This window comes from Orenia sp., from assembly GCF_055140805.1.
In genome coordinates this window covers 1-18,557 of record NZ_JBSQYM010000010.1, presented here as the reverse complement: position 1 = coordinate 18,557, position 18,557 = coordinate 1, and the positions used below count along the sequence as shown (strand labels likewise).

Annotated in this window: 16 protein-coding genes and 1 riboswitch; of the genes, 2 read left to right on the top strand and 14 right to left on the bottom strand. The window is 32.7% G+C overall.

What is annotated here, in order from left to right; translation table 11 throughout:
• Window positions 1-49: 49 nt before the first annotated feature.
• The 5 genes from budA to deoC all read right to left on the bottom strand — a co-directional run bounded on the left by budA (window position 50) and on the right by deoC (window position 6,025).
• Window positions 50-844, bottom strand: a complete 795-nt coding sequence (gene budA / locus ACTCDL_RS02360) for an acetolactate decarboxylase (protein ID WP_463173731.1) — start codon at window positions 842-844, stop codon at window positions 50-52.
• 152 nt (window positions 845-996) lie between these two features.
• A riboswitch (cyclic di-GMP riboswitch) is annotated at window positions 997-1,086 on the bottom strand.
• A 579-nt stretch (window positions 1,087-1,665) separates the two neighbouring features.
• Window positions 1,666-2,637, bottom strand: a complete 972-nt coding sequence (locus ACTCDL_RS02355) for an ATP-dependent 6-phosphofructokinase (protein ID WP_463173730.1) — start codon at window positions 2,635-2,637, stop codon at window positions 1,666-1,668.
• A 472-nt stretch (window positions 2,638-3,109) separates the two neighbouring features.
• A complete protein-coding gene (locus tag ACTCDL_RS02350; RefSeq protein WP_463173728.1) occupies window positions 3,110-4,300 on the bottom strand; it encodes a NupC/NupG family nucleoside CNT transporter in 1,191 nt (396 codons plus the stop codon).
• 235 nt (window positions 4,301-4,535) lie between these two features.
• Window positions 4,536-4,691, bottom strand: a complete 156-nt coding sequence (locus ACTCDL_RS02345; RefSeq protein ID WP_463173727.1) for a XapX domain-containing protein — start codon at window positions 4,689-4,691, stop codon at window positions 4,536-4,538.
• Between the two features lie 659 nt (window positions 4,692-5,350).
• On the bottom strand, window positions 5,351-6,025 hold the full coding sequence (deoC, locus tag ACTCDL_RS02340; protein ID WP_463173725.1) for a deoxyribose-phosphate aldolase: 675 nt from the start codon (window positions 6,023-6,025) through the stop codon (window positions 5,351-5,353).
• 158 nt (window positions 6,026-6,183) lie between these two features.
• Here deoC and ACTCDL_RS02335 point away from each other — a divergent pair, with 158 nt between their 5' ends.
• Window positions 6,184-6,318 (top strand): hypothetical protein, encoded by a 135-nt coding sequence (locus tag ACTCDL_RS02335; protein ID WP_463173724.1) that lies wholly within the window; start codon window positions 6,184-6,186, stop codon window positions 6,316-6,318.
• A 41-nt stretch (window positions 6,319-6,359) separates the two neighbouring features.
• On the opposite strand, the gene ACTCDL_RS02330 is transcribed toward ACTCDL_RS02335, so the two are convergent.
• The 6 genes from ACTCDL_RS02330 to hcp form a co-directional block, all read right to left on the bottom strand.
• Window positions 6,360-7,208: a YitT family protein gene (locus ACTCDL_RS02330; protein ID WP_463173722.1), complete on the bottom strand. Its 849-nt coding sequence runs from the start codon at window positions 7,206-7,208 to the stop codon at window positions 6,360-6,362.
• A 15-nt stretch (window positions 7,209-7,223) separates the two neighbouring features.
• Window positions 7,224-7,967, bottom strand: coding sequence for a WecB/TagA/CpsF family glycosyltransferase (locus ACTCDL_RS02325; protein ID WP_463173720.1), 744 nt, complete (start codon window positions 7,965-7,967; stop codon window positions 7,224-7,226).
• Window positions 7,964-9,055, bottom strand: coding sequence for a polysaccharide pyruvyl transferase CsaB (csaB, locus tag ACTCDL_RS02320; RefSeq protein WP_463173718.1), 1,092 nt, complete (start codon window positions 9,053-9,055; stop codon window positions 7,964-7,966). Before csaB ends, ACTCDL_RS02325 begins: the two co-directional genes overlap by 4 nt.
• Before the next feature lie 305 nt (window positions 9,056-9,360).
• The gene (locus ACTCDL_RS02315; protein ID WP_463173717.1) at window positions 9,361-11,205 is read right to left on the bottom strand and encodes a DUF5693 family protein; all 1,845 of its coding nucleotides are present in this window, start codon (window positions 11,203-11,205) and stop codon (window positions 9,361-9,363) included.
• Window positions 11,206-11,415: 210 nt separating this feature from the next.
• Window positions 11,416-11,907, bottom strand: coding sequence for a ferritin-like domain-containing protein (locus ACTCDL_RS02310; protein ID WP_463173715.1), 492 nt, complete (start codon window positions 11,905-11,907; stop codon window positions 11,416-11,418).
• Window positions 11,908-11,980: 73 nt separating this feature from the next.
• A complete protein-coding gene (gene hcp, locus ACTCDL_RS02305) occupies window positions 11,981-13,627 on the bottom strand; it encodes a hydroxylamine reductase (RefSeq protein ID WP_463173714.1) in 1,647 nt (548 codons plus the stop codon).
• Window positions 13,628-14,167: 540 nt separating this feature from the next.
• Here hcp and ACTCDL_RS02300 point away from each other — a divergent pair.
• Window positions 14,168-14,695 carry a cyclodeaminase/cyclohydrolase family protein gene (locus tag ACTCDL_RS02300; RefSeq protein ID WP_463173712.1) on the top strand — a complete coding sequence of 176 codons (528 nt, stop codon included), beginning with the start codon at window positions 14,168-14,170 and terminating at the stop codon, window positions 14,693-14,695.
• A gap of 157 nt (window positions 14,696-14,852) precedes the next feature.
• On the opposite strand, the gene ACTCDL_RS02295 is transcribed toward ACTCDL_RS02300, so the two are convergent.
• From ACTCDL_RS02295 to ACTCDL_RS02285, 3 genes are all read right to left on the bottom strand, one after another.
• Window positions 14,853-16,184 (bottom strand): MATE family efflux transporter, encoded by a 1,332-nt coding sequence (locus tag ACTCDL_RS02295; protein WP_463173711.1) that lies wholly within the window; start codon window positions 16,182-16,184, stop codon window positions 14,853-14,855.
• Between the two features lie 479 nt (window positions 16,185-16,663).
• Window positions 16,664-17,332: an LmeA family phospholipid-binding protein gene (locus ACTCDL_RS02290; RefSeq protein WP_463173710.1), complete on the bottom strand. Its 669-nt coding sequence runs from the start codon at window positions 17,330-17,332 to the stop codon at window positions 16,664-16,666.
• Between the two features lie 278 nt (window positions 17,333-17,610).
• Window positions 17,611-18,333, bottom strand: coding sequence for a ZIP family metal transporter (locus ACTCDL_RS02285; RefSeq protein ID WP_463173709.1), 723 nt, complete (start codon window positions 18,331-18,333; stop codon window positions 17,611-17,613).
• Between the last annotated feature and the right edge of the window lie 224 nt (window positions 18,334-18,557).

Sequence of the window (18,557 nt, the reverse complement as noted above, 5' to 3'; positions counted from 1 at the left end):
TAAGCTCCCCCCTTTAAGAGAGGAAGCTTATTTAATTTAGAGTTAAACTCTACTCTTCAACATCTCCTAAATCCTCACCTGATTCTTCATTTAGCTTTATCTTTCTAAATGAATTACTATGAGGTAAGATTAATTGGAAACCTGATGAATAGTCAATTTGAACTTCTCCACGCTTTAACTGACATTCAAGTAAATGTCCTCCACCTGTACGGTCTTCATTAATGAAATGTAGGTGAAATTTAGGAACATTAATTCCATTAACATAGTATGGAGACCAAAAACCAACTAATGTTCCCTTGGTATTATAAAAATCAAAGGTTGGTTGCGTAGCAGCTATTTTAGCCAACTTTGGATATGGCTTGCTCTGTTTAGGCACACTACGAGTCTTTACATGTTTAAATTCTCCTTCAATCTTAATAGCATAGAATATATTCTCACTTGGCAACAATTCTGTTAACTCTTTTTTAAGCTCCTCAAGATCCTTTACTCCCTTAAATACAGCACTTTTATCTTCATCAAAATATGTAGTTACAGCAAAAGGAGTTTTAACATTGTCTGAAACTGCTTTTACCTCTCCAGTAGATTTGACTTGATAAGCTACACCATCTAAAATAACCATCTCTCCATCTAAGTTATGGAACGTTCCCAGACCAAAGTTACCATGATCTAACAATTGACCAATTGTCATATTTCCATCATATAATCCTTGTAATAAAGCATCGATTGTTGAAATTTGAAATAAAGTATCTTGCCCCTCAATCTGAGCATAAGCAGTTAAACTTAAACCAATTATTAATAAAAAACTTACTACTAAATAAATACTACTTTTTTTGATAATCTTCATAACTATCCCCTCTCTGCATATAAGTTTTTAAATGATTATTTAACAATCTATTAACTATACTGAAGATTATTTTTCAGCATAGCAAAAAAATAAATAGTCCTATCCCTCTAAATGAAAGGAATAGAACTGCTTACTTTTCTATTCACTATTCTTGCGGTAGTCTGACGATCTTAGTACAAAATTGTACCTTAGACTCAAAAACTTTGCGACCTTATCTTTCAATAAGTGTGCTATTTCAGGAATAATAAAGACATATTATATTTTTATACCAAAAATGACAACTAAAAGAATCAAATGATTATATTTCTTATATTATGTTAAAATTATACCATGTATAATATACCAAATCAAGTTAATAAACTAATTTAATGGTTTAAATTTTATTCAAGTAATTATTTCCTTAACTCTTTGAAAAATTTATATTATCTAATAGAGAATCGGTTTTAATAAGATGTTTTCACCAAAAATTAAATAAGATGGTTCCTCTGAACTAGAAACCATCTTAAACTTACTCAAAACTTTAGTTCTATATAGAACATGAAAAAGAATTTAAATTAATTTAGCAACGCCCTGAGGTAATCTATCCGAAGAAGTACTCTTGGAGTGGGAATTAATGCGAATCACACAAATTAGGATATTAATAGATTAAATTAAAGATTTAAAAGCTCTTGATTTCAATTCGCGTCAATTCGTAAGATTCGTTGCAAAAAATTATTTGAACTTGTTAGTATTACTATAACTGTTAATATGAAATCTTTATCGGTTTCTATATATACGATAAATATAGTGTTAGATATTCTACTGTCTTCTTTCTGTTAATTTTAATAACAGATCATCTTAGTCAACTCATAATTTTTATCATTGAAGCTCTTCTGCTGACTATTGACAACCTCTAAATCTACTGCCTCTACCACATTATTTCTAACCCCTACCATCTTGGCATTCTCTCCTTTGACCAGTTGATTGACCGCCTCTGCTCCCAACTTACTTGCCAAAACCCGATCGAAGACTGTCGGACGTCCTCCTCGTTGCTGATGACCCAACAAGGTCTCCCTTACTTTGAATCCTAATCTCATCTCTAACTCTCTGCTAATATCATCGACCTTACCTACACCTTCAGCCATCAAAATAATCCCATAATTCTTACCGATTTCAAACTTTCTCTTTAAATTATCAGTAATCTCATCATAGTCTACTTCTTGCTCAGGAATTAATAGTCCATCTACACTTCCTGCCAGAGCAGAGGTCATTGCAATCTCTCCTGAATGACGCCCCATCACCTCAATTACAAAAACTCGAGGTGTATCACCAACTAAGGAGGTGGCAGTATCTAAAATTCTATCAACTGTCTCGGTAACGATATTACAAGCAGTATCAAAACCAATAGCATAATCTGTTCCTGCAATATCATTATCAATGGTTCCAGGTACACCTATTACCTTCACCCCTGCATCTACTAACTTTTGTGCCCCCTTCATCGAACCATTACCACCGATCACCACCAATCCATCTAGTTCTAGGCTTTTGATATTAGCTAATGCCCTCTTAAAACCTTCCTTACTTTGAAACTCCTTAGTTCTGCCGGTCTTAATAATCGTACCACCATAGCTAATAATCTCTTCTACATCTAATATTTCTAACCTTCTATACCTCTTCTCTAGAAGTCCAATATAGCCAGCTTCAATCCCTAAGACCTCTAAATTATAATATGTACCAGCTTTAACCACAGCTCGCAAGGTAGCATTCATCCCTGGAGCATCACCACCACTTGTTAACACACCAATTCTTTGCATAAGGCACCTCCTGAATTTAATTTCACCTTTATCTATTTTTTTATGCTTAATCTTTGATTTAAAGCAAAAACTTAAGAAGGATAATGCGACACTTTTGTGTCTTAGTTGACAGTTAAGGTCTTTAAAAACGAAAAGAATTATTGTTTGAACGAAGCAAAAATTGAGATAGAATTTAGAGTATTATAAAGTTTTAATTAGAGAGATAATAATTGATAATCCTTATCATTTTGATTGCGTAGTAAGTTTTAATTCTTTTCTAGACCTTTTGCTTACTTTTGGGGCAATGCTAAAAGTAAGGCGCCCTTAGGCGCGCCCCGTAGGAAGTAGTCTTGGGCTGCAACCTAAGATTTTATTTACTTTCTTAAAGTAAAATTATCGCAATATACTCATATTGTAAAACCTAAAGCAATTTACTTATAGTCTCTTATTAAAAAGAGAACGGCTCCCACCGTTCCCTTCATACTCTATTCTATTACATTAAAACTCCCGCAATTGTAGCAGTCATATAAGTTGCTAAAGAACCTGCTACCAATGCTCTAATTCCTAATTGTGCTAATTCTCCTCTTCTCTCTGGTGCTAAACTCCCTAATCCACCAATTTGAATAGCAATTGAGGAGAAGTTAGAGAATCCACATAGGGCAAAGGTCGCAATTAATTGAGATTTATGGGATAATACCCCTTCTTTAATCATTTCTGATAATTGAGTATATGCTACAAACTCATTTAATGCCATCTTCTGTCCCAATAAGCTTCCTACTTCAGTAATTTCACCTACAGGAACACCCATTACCAAGGATAATGGTGCAAAGATATAACCTAAAATTTGTTCTAAGCTCGTACCAAGATAACTTAATGGATAGTTAATCAAAGCAATAATTGATACAAAAGCCAGTAACATAGCAGCTACATTCAAGGCTAATTTCAAACCTTCACTTGCCCCTTCAGCAGCAGCATCGATTACATTAGCATTATTTACTTCAATATCTACCTTCATCTCTCCAGAAGTAACTGATTCTTTAGTCTCTGGTACAACAATCTTGGCCATCATCAAAGCAGCTGGAGCTGACATGATACTAGCAGCTAATAGATATCCAGCATCAATACCCATTCCAATATATCCTGCCATTACACCACCAGCTACAGTAGCCATACCACCTGACATTAAAGCCATTAGCTCTGAACGAGTCATATTTGGTACGAATCTCTTAACTACTAATGGTGCTTCAGTCTGTCCAACAAAGACATTTGCTGCTGCAGATAATGATTCTGCACCACTTAAGTTCATTACCTTCTTCATAATCTTAGCCATAAATTCTACTACCCTTTGAATAGCACCTAGATAATATAATACAGACATAAGTGCTGAGAAAAAGATAATTGTAGGGATAACAGAGAGTGCAAAACTAAAACCTGTACTCATCAAAGAACCAAATAAGAACTCAGCACCCTTTGTTGAGAATCCTAAAATTGTAGCAATAAAATCACTTAATTTTTGAAAGGCTACCTTCCCGATAGGTAACTTCAAAATTGTAAAAGCAAATACTAACTGTAATAATAAACCACCGATTACTGGACGAATATCAATCTTCTTTCTATCCTCAGAAATCAAATAAGCAATTCCAATTAAAACAAACATACCAACTATACCAATTAACTTTGACATATTAAAAGCCCCCTTAATTTATAATCTGAATTGTAATTAGAGGCTTATTAATAGTTATTGATTATTAGACGCCAACTTATTGAGTTTGATATACAGGTCTATAATTAAAATAAAGACTACCAATACAATAACTATTACCTTATCAGACGTCTAACTTATTAAGATATACCCTTCTATTAAAACAAAATTTTACTAGTCTTTAATTTATATTCTTATAATATTATTTTTTAGTCTTCTAAAATAAGCTTTTACTCAATACTAAACCTAAATAGACACCTACAACACCCATAACTCCTGCTAAGTTAGGAGGAGCTGGTGCAGGTAGTTTTAAGAAAGAGAATAAAGCACCTACTAACACTCCACATACTGTAGAGATTAGAACTTGACTCATTGTGTTGCCTCCCTCTAGTTTGGTTTCCCTCTCCCACCCACTCACCTATTTATGTGAGTTGAAATAAAAAAACTTACCTCTAACAACTTTAATTATTAAAAATTGGTAAAGGTAAGTCGTCTGACATCTTACAATATAATTTTAATATATCTAATAGTCTTTGTCAAGTGATTTATATTTTTGTTAAATTTCAGTCTAAGTAAATTTATAGATCTCCAAGTCTAAAGTGTAATTTAATGGATATATAGCAACACTTTTTTTGGTGGTTAGAAGTTAGAAATTTAGGTAGTTAGGTAGTTCCTAACCACCTTTCCACCTAATAACGAAAGTGTTGCATCATCCTTCTATTGTTTCATTCTAGAGTTGTTTATCTATATAGATTTCCAAGTCTAAGGTGTAATTTAATGGAGATGTTGGGGCGGTTTGGGTATTAGGAGATAGATGGTATTGTTTCATTCTAAGGTTGGATGACTATAAAAGTAAAAAAGTATCACTTTTTGTCTCTATAATATCATAGTTAATTTTTATTCTAGATTCACGGACCTATAAACTTCTATTATTACCTTAATCTATTTAATTGAACTTAGACTCAGTATAAAGCTAAATAAAGAAAATACTATATTGGAAAATATAGTATTTTCTTTATTATCTATATATTTTTAATAGTCACTTGTTCCTGTAGCACCAGTTACAATTGCAACTCCAGAGCTAGCTCCAATTCTAGTAGCACCTGCTTCAATCATCTGTATAGCATCATCTTTACTCCTTACTCCACCAGATGCTTTAACTCCCATATCTGGACCAACAGTCTCTCTCATTAATTTTATATCTTCAACAGTAGCTCCAGCAGTTCCAAATCCAGTAGACGTCTTAACAAAGTCTGCTCCTACCTCTTTTGCTATTTGACAAGCCTTGACCTTCTCTTCTTCAGTTAAGTAACAGGTCTCAATAATTACTTTTACTAATGCACTTCCTTTAGAAGCTTCTACAACTGCTCTAATATCATCCTTTACAATATCCCAGGCACCTGACTTAATCGCACCAATATTGATTACCATATCAATCTCATCAGCACCATTTTTTATTGCATTTCTAGTCTCAAAAATCTTAGTTTCCGTTGTAGTCTCACCTAGTGGAAATCCAATTACTGTACAGACCTTCACTTTACTTCCTTCTAACTCCTTACTAACTAAAGAAACAAAGGAAGGATTAACACAAACAGAAGCAAAACCGTACTCTAAAGCTTCTTGGCATCTCAATTTTACATCTTTATCTAAGGCATCAGCATTCAATATAGTATGGTCAATCATAGCTGCTAACTCTTTATTATCCATTTTTTCTCCTCCTATATACGTTGTATGACGTCTGACAACTTAATAATATCATACCAAAGTTTATTTTTCAATGTATTTATCTTCAATATTTTCAATTTGAATATATTAAATTAACACCTTCTGCTAGTTTAATTTTAATATAGAGATTATAACTTAAGATGGATGTTGCAACAGCTTTGTGTCAGGAATCAGGAACTTGGAATCAGTATGGTTTACAGATTGCTGAAAACCGATTCCAGATTCCTAAATTATCACATTATCCCTCTATTATACCAGCCTACCTACTAACATAATAGATTAAGCTGATAATCACAAAAATCATCACTATCTCTCTTTACTCCCTAAAAGCATTCTCAGTAAAGCCTTCTCCCAATACTTCATGAACTTCAGTAATGATAACAAAAGCATTTTTATCGATATTATGTACTAACCTCTTTAAGTCAGAGACCTCTGAACGGCTGATAATACAGAGTAAGACATCCTTATTATGTTCAGTAAAGCCACCTTTTCCTTTCAAGATAGTAACCCCACGATCCATCTTCTCTAAAATATTCTTTCTAATCTCTTCTGAATGATCCGAAATAATAAAAGTTCCCTTGGAAATCTTCAGACCTTCCTGTACTATATCAATTGCTTTACCAGTAATCATCATCGCCACAAAAGCATAAAGGGCAATCTCTGCATTAAAGACTATTCCAGCTAAAGCGATTACACAAAAATCTATAATCATTAAACTCTTACCTACACTGATTCCAGTAAATTTATTGATCAATTGAGCTACTAAATCAGTTCCTCCAGTAGTCCCTTTAGATCTAAATACCAGCCCAAGTCCTAGACCACTTAACCCTCCACCATAAATAGATGCTAATAAGAGGTCATGGGTCAATACTGGCAGATATGGAGTTAATAAATCTATCCCAAAAGAGAGTAAAAAGATTCCATACAGGGTTCTAATTCCAAATTTAGCCCCTAACTCCTTGACACCTATAATAAAAAGAGGTATATTGATAGCTAAACTGACCATTCCTACAGGTAAACCAAAGAGATAATAGATCACTGTAGAGAATCCACTTACCCCTCCTGCTGCAATCTTATTAGGAATTAAGAACATTACTAACCCTGCTGCTGTAATTAGTGATCCAATCGTAATCCAAAAATAATCATATACTGTCTGTTTTCTCATCACCAACACCCTTACTTACTTTAACTTATTTAATTTTTTAAGCTTTTCTTGAAATACTTCATAGATAAATTGGGGTAATGCTGACATCCTTCCCACCCGTTTAGGCTCCTGTAATAATCTGTATAACCATTCTAAATGAAAGTTCTGCATCATTTTTGGAGCACGCTTCTTCTTGCCAGCTAAGATATCAAAGGTACCACCTACACCAATCCCTACTGGAACATCTACCTTAGATAGATGTTTATTCAACCATTTTTCCTGTAAAGGAACTCCCATCCCTACTAAGAGTATATCCACTCTATTATCTTGCAACTCCTCTACAACCTTCTTTTCTAATTCTCTATCTAAATAGCCATGATGGGTTCTAATATTTAAATTGGAATATTTATTCTTTATCTTAGCTTTAGCCTCCTTAGCTACTTTTGGAGCACCACCTAAAAAGTAAAAATTATAACCTTTTTTACTGCCAGTCTCTAATAATTCTTTGACCAAATCAATCCCAGCAACTCGTTCAGCCAAAGGATTTCCTAACAACTTAGAAGCTAGTACTACCCCTGTCCCATCAGGTATAACCAGATCAGCAGAATTTATAATCCTCTTTAACTCTTCATCCTGATGTGCCCTAATAATCATCTCAGCATTAGGGGTAACTATAATATGGCTATCTTTAGAGTTTATAAAGGATTTAATTTTATTTAGGGCCTCCTTTTGATTAACTTTATCTACTAATACCCCTAAAATATCTACTCTCTCTCTCATAGATTATCACCTAGAATCCCTAATGATAGTTCTATATTCTGTAGAGCTAGTCCTTCTAAATTATTAATTTTTTTCTTTATTTTCTTCTGTATTTCTTCTTTTTTACCCCAAGTTTCAATTATTTCACCAATGTCTTTAGATATATCTAGATTATCAATCTGAGCTAATGCTGATAATTCTAAGCTATTGAGAAAACTATCAATTTTAGGATCATATGAAATTCCAATAAGAGGAACTCTATTTAAAGCAGCAAAAATTAGAGAATGTAACCTTACACCTAATAACATATCAACTTCTCCTACCAAACCTAATACCTCCTGAGGGCTATAACTATGAATAATTATCTCTGCTTTATTCTCCATCAACTCAGCCACCCTCCTACTAACCTCTACATCAACAGGATAATGGAGAGGAATGAATAAAATATTGATATCTAGTTTCTCTTTTAATCGATCTAAAATTTTAGCAATCTTGTTCAAGTAACTATTATCCTGCCATGGTCTTAGTGATACACCAAGTAGATTCTCTTTAGCTTTAATCTCTTCTATATTAAGAATTTCCTGTACTCGCTCTTGAGTAGCTTTTTTGAGAATAAAGACAGGATCAGCCGTCATATATATATCCTCTCTTACACCTATCTTCTCTAATAATTCTTTAGAATCTCTATCTCTAACAGTAATTAAATCAACTCTATTTAATGTCTCTTTTACTAAACGGCGATTAAAGGAATAATTAATAGGGCCAACACCTTGAGCACAACAAAAGACTGGAACTTTAAAGAGTTTAGCCAATAGAATAATCCCCAAATAATAAGGAATAGTCTTATTACTAGTTACATCTTGTAACAAACTACCTCCACCACTAATCAACAAGTCAGCACCTTTAAGATAATGAGTTAAAGCTCTACTACTTGTTCTATTAATAGCCTTAACACCATGTACCAACCTTGTCCACTCTGGATTTGCTGAGAGTACAATAATTTCGATATCAGCTCCACTTCTCTGTAAGTTATCGATTAATGCAGCTAAAATTGCCTCATCACCTGCATTCTTAAATCCATAATATCCAGATAAGATTACTCTTTTCATTGTCTCACTTCCCCGTTATATAAGTTGACAGTTACCGGTTGACGGTTTACAGTTAAAATCTAAATAAAAATTTAATCACAGTTAGCTCCAATGTTCATAGATTAGTTATTCACCTATAACTAGTAGCTATGTTTCATTCGTATCAAGCTACTCTCAGAGTACTTCCTACCATTTAAAATACTTTGAATAACTATTCAATTTGTTTTTCATCATTATATGTCTTAATTTTTATTCTTTTAACTGTAAACTATACACTGTCAACAGTCAACCTAAAAAATATAACAACTTAATACTATCTAATAAAATTAAAGTAAAGGCTTATTCCTAACTTTGCTTATTATTTTGACTATAGAAATGAACCCTCCCCCAATAACCCCCCCTAATCCCACTCCAATCAATACTCTAAATAAAGAGACAATAAAGGGAGTATGCAGATGAGAAAAGGTATTTAAAATAGTAATCTGACCAATCAATCCTAATAAAACCACCCATAGATACTGTTGCTCTTTAAAAGATAGATAAATACCTAAAATCAATAAGGGGTGTCCAATTAAAAAACTCTTAAATCTTGGTCTAATCACTAAGATATCTTCTAATAGCTTTCTAACCTGTATCTCAAAGCCAGTTACTGGGATTATTGGATTATTCCCTGTTCTACTCAAATAAATAACTCCTCCACTAATTAAGATAGAAGCTACCATTATATCCTGTATACTTATCTTTCTTGTAAGTAGCTTACTTATATCCTGCTTTAAATCTTCCAAACTACTATATTTGAAATATAAGTAATAAATTGTACTTAAGATTAAAGGTAGTAAAAAAGCCAACTTTATCCCTCTAAATTGAGCAACCTGTAAGAGATACTCTCTATCTGCTAACAGCCCTTGTATTAAAATTCCTCCACTAATAGTCACCATAGTTCCCTGTATAAAGAGTTTATAGCAATTAATTAAAGTTCTTTCTCCCTTGATTCTATTAAGAAGATAGATAAAGGTGATTAGCGGAAAGATGATTGCAGTTTTTAAAGCTATCAACTCTAAGACTAATTTTTGATTAAAGATATAAAGCCCAACTAAGGCTAATAACCCCAATCCAAAAGAAGGATAAAACAACTTTGAACTCCAAAAAGTTAATAATAAAGTGATCCAAGCTATTAATGACAGTGCCACAATCAGCTTTAATACTTTGTTATTATTTATCTCTTTAAAAGGATTAGCTACTCCTAAGCGATAACCAGATTTATGTAGTCTCTCTGCTAGCCCTTCAATAAATTTAATCGTATCTGATCTTTCATCAAAAGGCTTTAAGTATAAAACCCTGACATTTCTCTCATAAACCGCTTTAAAGTAGCGGTTTATTGTCTTCTCAATACCAAGCTTTGCTAATTCTTCTTGCTGTAAACTATGTACCCTTACAGCATTTAAATTAATATTTCTAGCTAACTGATTTACCCCTAGTTGATAAGCAATAAATGGTTCGATTATTCCCAAAGTAATCCCCTTATCCTTTAAAATTCTAGCTGTCTCTTCAATCTCTGTAGGATATCCAAGCACATTGTCTCCACTAAAGATTAATTTATCAAAATCAGCTAATCTATTAACTACTTCTTGAAAATCTTCCACCGAATTATTAGCAACTATACGAGGAACAAAATTAAATCCTAGTCCTTTTAACTTAGCTAACACCTCAGTATCAAAGTAAAGAGGAATATCTAAATCTTCACCTTTCCAATCAGAGATTACTAGAAAATCACCACTTTGTTCAACTTTACCTTCTCCTAGTTTAGTAATCAATAAATCTTTAAGCTTTAATAACAAGTTACTACTCCCTGTAATATATAAATCATTTATATCAAAATCTTTATCTTGGGATATAAATTTATTAAAAAAATTAAGCTCTTTACCTGAATAATAGGTTATTCTATTCTTAGTTTCTAAACTCCTTAAACTCTCCTGCTCCAATGCCACTGAACTTACTCCCAACTCTTGAAGCTTTATCAGTAAATCTACTTGTTCCTTTTCTTCTAACAAGCTATAATCTATTACCAACTCTACATCCCTATTACTACTCTCAACTTGATACCTCTTAACGATTAAGAATATAGCTGAAAGTAATCCAATTATGATAATTAAACCTAGGAACCGCTTCATAAAATCCCCCATTTGTATATACTCAATAAAAAAATCTCATCCCTATAATTAGGATGAGAATCTTTATAGTTAATTATTCTGATTGAAACTATTTAAAGATTAAATCAAATAGTTTTTTGCCACCAGTTTCACGAACAGAGACGAATTTAGATTAAGATTTTTTAACCTTAATCTTTTAATCTACCTTTGCTGTTCCATATGTTAATCTCTCTAATATTCATCTAAGTGATTAAACTCTGCATCTTCAATCCAATTTAGAGGTCTTTCTAGATGTTCTACAATATTATCCATAATGATTTCATGTCGTTTCTCTTCTTTTGCCAATTTTAAAAAGGCTTCTTGAATTACAGGCTTATCAACTTCCTCAGCTTTTTGTTGGTAAAAGTTATAACTACTTCGTTCCATCTCTACAGCTTTTCTATATAAATTGACATCCTCTTGAACTGGCTTCTCACTATTGACAGAGATATCCTTAGCTATTTCTTTAAAGACCTCTTTAGCTTTAGGTAAGATATCAGACTCTATCTCAGCCACTTCCTCTTCTTGCTTTAATTTCTTAACAATCTCTTCATGCCTCTTCTCTTCTTTAGCCAAATAATCAAAGATTCTCTTTAAATTACTATCTGTTGTCTGTTCAGCACATTCTTTATAATAGTCCTTATTTTCTCTCTCAAAATCAATAGCAAAGTCATAGATATTCATTGAAAAAACTCCTCTCTATTTATTATTAAGAAGTCTATTCCAAAGGAATAGACTTCAAATTATTTATATTAAATTATCCTTGCATAAACATTTCAACATCTTCTTCTACCTCACCAATACCAGCTATACCAAAGTTCTCAACTAAGACATTAGCTACGTTCTCAGATAAAAATGCTGGTAATGTTGGTCCTAAGTGAATATTCTTAACTCCTAGATATAATAATGCTAATAGTACAATTACAGCTTTTTGTTCATACCAAGCGATATTATAAGAGATAGGCAGTTCATTGATATCATCTAATTCAAATATCTCTTGCAGCTTCATTGCAATTACTGCTAAGGAATATGAGTCATTACATTGTCCTGCATCTAAGACTCTAGGAATTCCTCCAATATCTCCCAAGTCAAGCTTATTATATCTATATTTAGCACAGCCTGCTGTTAAAATTACTGTATCCTCTGGTAATTCTTTAGCAAATTCAGTATAATAATCTCTACTATTCATTCTTCCATCACAACCAGCCATCACAAAGAATTGTTTGATAGCACCAGATTTAACTGCATCTACTACCTTATCAGCCAGTGCTAAGACCTGGTTATGAGCAAACCCTCCTACAATCGTTCCATTTTCAATCTCAGAAGGTGCATCACATGTTTTAGCCAACTCTATAATCTCACTGAAATCCTTCTTACCATTCTCATCAGCCTCGATATGAGTTGCACCATCTAAACCAGCAGAACCTGTTGTAAAGATCTTATCTTTATAACTAGCATTGCCTTTTGGTGGCACAATACAGTTAGTTGTAAATAGAATTGGTCCATTGAAACTTTCAAACTCTTCTTTCTGCTTCCACCATGAGTTACCATAGTTACCTACAAAGTGCTCATACTTCTTAAAGGCTGGATAATAGTTAGCTGGTAACATTTCAGAGTGAGTATAAATATCTACTCCACTTCCCTCTGTCTGCTCTAGTAATTGCTCCATATCCTTTAAGTCATGACCACTGATTAAGATAGCTGGATTATTTCTAGTTCCGATATTTACTTCTGTAATCTCTGGATTACCGTAAGTCTCTGTATTAGCTTTATCTAATTGAGCCATACCTTCTACACCAAACTTACCTGTTTCTAAAGTCAATGCTACTAGTTCATCGGCTGTTAAACTATCATCAGTCACTGCAGCTAGTGCATTCTGCATAAAGTCATAAACCTCTTGATTTTCATAGCCTAGATTATAAGCATGCTCTGTGTAAGCTGCCAATCCTTTGACACCATAAGTAATTAACTCTCTTAAAGACCTCACATCTTCATTATCAGTCTGTAAGACTCCAACCTCTTCAGCTTTAGCTGAAAATTCTTCTTCTGTTCCCCTCCAAGTAGCTCCTTCATATAGATCAGTAAACTCTGCTCCTGCTGTTTCTGCTTTAGCTTTAATCTCATCTCTTAACTCTAAAGCCTCTTTAATCTGCTCTACAAAAGCATCATTATCAAAGTTGGCATTAGTAATTGTCATAAATAAGCTTTCCATAACAAAGGTATCTACCTTTGGAGTCTTTACTCCAAGCTCTTTAGCCTTAGTACTATAGATTGAAATTCCTTTAAGTAAGTAGATCAATAAATCTTGCAGGTTTGCTGTAGTATCAGTCTTACCACAAACACCTCTGACTGTACATCCCTTTCCACCTGCTGCTTCTTGACATTGATAACAGAACATTGACATTAAAAATCCCCCCTAAATAATTTATGTATTTGGTCTTTTAGATTGATACATAAAACTAGATAATTATTTATACAGGATTTACAGATAATACACTCCTATTTATTAATTACAGGATAAAAGCTTCAATCTCCTCCTTATATATATAAATAATCTAGTTTTTAACTTTATTTACTACTTATTTTCTAATAATTCTAGATAATTTTTATTCTTCTTACCTATATTATAAATTTATTAAAACTAAACTTATATGATATAACTCACATTCAGAGTGATAATTTACCAAAAATCATATTTATCTATGGTACCTAACTTTATAATCCAGTTTAAGAATATATTTATAGAGATAATGCGACACTTTTTATAATGATAAATTTACTAGCCACAGGTTTTAACCTGTGGTGATGGTGATATGTTACACTACGGGTTAAAACCCGTAGCTAAAACTTAAAGTGTCGCAATATACCCATTAAGTTTCATTTAAGGATTGGACATCTATATTGAGCTATTATATAATTAGCTGCAAGAAATCTATATAAGGAGTTGATTAAGATTATTATAAAGAAATCTATTCAAGAGTTCAGCCAATTAATTTCAAGTACAGAAGAACCTGTTCCAGCTGGAGGATCAACAATTGCTACTACTGCTCTATTAGGAGTATCCCTGCTCAAATTAGCCTCTAAAGTCAGTAAAATAACAATTGATTTAGAAAAACTAGAGCAGATAGCAAAGAATCTTCTTCAAGCTATAGATGGAGATGTTCAAGCCTTTAAACTCAATTCGCAGAAGCAATTTAAAGATCTACAGACCCTTCAGCAGATAATCGATATCCCCTTAGAGATAGCTAAAAATTCATCCTTAGCCCTTAAACTAGCATCTCAAATTAAACCTGATATAAAAAAGAGTGTCAGAGCAGACTATCAAATCGCTATTTTTAATTTAATAGCAAGTATCAAAGGAGCACTAGCTATTATCGAATCAAATTATCAGTTCTTCACTGCTGATGAGTATATACAACAGGTAAAAAAAGAGGTTGAAAAATTAAATAACTTCCTATTAAAACAAAAATAGTAGCTGCCAGCAGCTACTATTTATATATATATAAACAAGGGAGTCAATAATTGATAACTTCAATTACTATAATTAAATTATAATATACTATTTAAGGAATTAATATGATATAAGTCACATTGATAATTTATAGAGCACCTTCTTAAATAGTCACTTATTACCCAACCATTGATTTCTTAGTCCATCTTCTACTCCGCCATCTAAAGAACATACAGATACCTCTAATCCATTCATCACAGGTCATTCCTAGCCAAATTCCAGGAAGTCCATAACCCAAAACTATTCCAAAGAAGTATCCACCCAAGACTGCAACTCCCCACATCGAGATAATTGCCATTACTACAGGAAATATTACATCACCTGCTCCTCTTAAAGTATTGATTAACACAACATTAAAATTCCTTCCTGGCTCTAGAAAAGCATCTATCATCAAAACCGAGGTGCCCAATATGATAATTTGAGAGTCATCTGTATAAAATCCAATGAGGTATTTCCCAAAAAAGAAGATAAATATACTACCTATTACTGTAAAAACCATAGAGATTTTAAAATTCTTAAGTCCAGTCTCATATGCCTGCTCTATTTCATTGGCTCCAACCAGATGCCCAACCATTATTTGACTTGCTTGTCCGATGGCTATCGAAAATAACATTACAAACCAACCTATCATCCAGGCATAAGTTCTAGTTATATAGGACATTTCACCGAAATTAACCAATATAATACTCATCAGAACTGTCTGAGCTAAATTATAAGACATATTCTCCATTGCTGATGGAAAACCTATTTTGAATAATTTCTTAAGTACCCTAACTGGTCTCTCTTTTAAATGAGAGAATATAGTCAGAGGTAATAGCTTCTTAAATAAGAAAACAAAAGCCACAATAGTTGCACATATTCTACTAAATGTAGTAGCAATTGCTACACCTTTCACCCCCAAAACTGGTGCTCCAAATAGACCAAAGATAAAGATTGCGTCACCACAAATATTTATAATATTCATAATAACAGTTATAATCATGCTCTGCTTGGCATAGCCATGGCTTCTAATAATAGCAGTTAGAGTATTTAATATTGCCTGAAAGAATAAGGCTCCACCTACAATTGTAATATATTCAGAAGCATATTTCATTAAATCTGAAGTCAACCCTATTTTAAGTAATATGTAATCTCCAGAAAAGATCATGATAATACTTATAACCATACCTATTAGCAGATTTACAGCAAGAGATATAGCACTTACTCTCTCTACCTCATCATTTCGTTTTGCTCCAACATTCTGGGCTACTAATACTGCTGTACCAGCAGAGATTATAACAAATATCAGATTCAGATTAGCAATTACCTGATTAGATGCCCCTACAGCACCAGCAGCCCTATCATCAAATTGACTTAACATAAAAATATCTGCTACTCCAAGTAGCATAAACAATAAAATTTCAATAAAAATCGGCCCTGCAAGTTGATACAAACTCTTTCTCTTCTCCATATTACCCCTTCTATCTATAGTTTATTACCTTATTATAATTACTTTTTTGAAGTTACTTATATATGTTATATTAAACTTATACCTTCATTAACTCCTATCACTAGAAGCAATTTTTATCAATAAAACAAGTTTAAAAGTAGATTATAAAGGTTTGACCAGCTGGTCATAAACTATATTATACAGCAATTACCTCCAATCTTCAATCACTGATATAGTTTTGTGAATTTAAAATAATACCTTATGGAGAGATTACAACACTTTTAAAATTAGCGTGAGTTGATGTGTGAGTGTGAGTGTGAGTAAACCCTAATAAAAAGAAGTTTTACGCACATTCACACTCATAGCTCACACTCGACACAAAGTGTCGCACTATCCCCGTATAAAGACAATTTTAAATTATACTCTAGAATCATAAATTAATGAAGATGTCTAATCCCAATTTATGTTTTTAACCCTAACTCATCATTTGTTACTGAATCTTATTTGTTCTCTCCTAAAATCTCTAAGCTATCCTCTTCTAATTTGACCTGTTGAATCTTAACAGGAAAGGGCAAATCAGCAAAATCAATTTCAAATTGTAACTTATCTTTAATCTGTTCGATCAAACTCTTAGGGATAATAATATTCTGCACTGCCAATTCATCAGAGTTGAAGACAATAGTATCATTATCTGCAACTATAAAATTTCCTGCTAATTGAATCTTGACATTAGCATTAAAGAATTGTATATCACCTGTCATCATTACTTTATTCTTCAAAAGGTCCATCTTAAATTTATCAAATATATCAAGTTCCTCTCTACTAGCAAGATATTGATTCAACTCTTCTTCTGAGACCTTCAACTTAAGGTAAGTGTTTTCCCCTTCTATTACCTGCCATTGACCATCTATCTTCTTAACCTTTAAATCTTTAAAATTTCCTTCAAATTTATTAATTGGCAATGAATCTATAACTAAATTATCTGCGCTAAACTCCAATTTATCCACTTTACCTAACAAGAGTTCTACCGCAGGAAAAGAATCAATGTCTACCTCTAGCCTATCACTCTTATCTACTTCTTCTTTTAAAGTATCAGTCAGCCTTTGGGAGATTGATTGTGGTAAATAAAACTGCATAAAAGCCAAAATTAATAATAAAAATATAATCACAAGCACCTTAAAATTTCGCATATATTCACCCCAATTCATATATAATATAAAGACTATTCAACTATTATAAAGATCTATTATATTCTAAGAGATTTAATTTAATTAGGTTGTTGAACAATTACTTTACTCTTTAAATTAAAATTTTATATTTTATCTCTTAGATTTTTGGAAAAGTAAGCAGTACTTCATTTTAACTATGCAATTATCAATTTAACCAATAAAATCACAATAATAATAAATAGTATTAGCGTTGTTCCTGCTTGAAGTTATTAGTATCTTTAAAATAAGAATGTTAAAACAGCTCCTGTCCCCAATCCCACTATTATTCCCAAAGTAGCATCTAAACCATAATCAAAGTCATAAGAGCTAGGTATCAATTCAAATAAGGTTAGATATAACATTCCTCCTCCCGCAAATCCCAAAGAAACCGATAAGAACTCTGGAGATATATAGCCTATTAAAGATCCACAGAAAGCTCCAATACCCATGGGTATCCCAGGTAAGAGTGTAGCTATAAAGATTCTAATAGGGCTCCAACCTCCTACATTCATTGGGGTTGCCATTGATAAACCTTCAGGAAAGTTATGAAATGCCATCACTATCGCCAAGCCAAAACCCAACTCAGCTGTAGCAATATATCCTGCCCCAATTGCTAAACCCTCTGGAAAATTATGAATAGAGATTCCTAATCCTAGTAACACCCCTGTATGAATATACTCTTCTCCTTTTATATACTTTCTAAAAAATTTACTCGTTATACTTAACAAAATAAATCCTAATAATAGTCCACTAACTGCATATGCTAAACTACTATGATGAATAGACTCAGGAACTAAATCAACCATTACAATAGCTAACATAATTCCTCCTGCAATTCCTAATAAGAAACTAACCGATTTATTAGTGGGCTTTCGCCAAAAGAAAGTAACAATTCCTCCTAAACCCGTTCCCAACACCCCTGCTAACAGACCAATAGTTGTTGTTACAATAATCGAATTCACATTATCACCTCACATTAAGTAATCAATAGTTGTACTAGTAAAGAAAAATGAATAAATACTTTATATACTTTTATGTGAGATGATTGGCAGTTATACTAAGCTAACTAGTAGATTAAATTTGATTCAAAAAGGGGCTGTCTCAAAATGAGACGCCCCTTTTGTATTTAAATATGAAAAAAACAGGTTCCTAAAAACCTGTTTTTAGTGTAAAATTAGTTTATGAC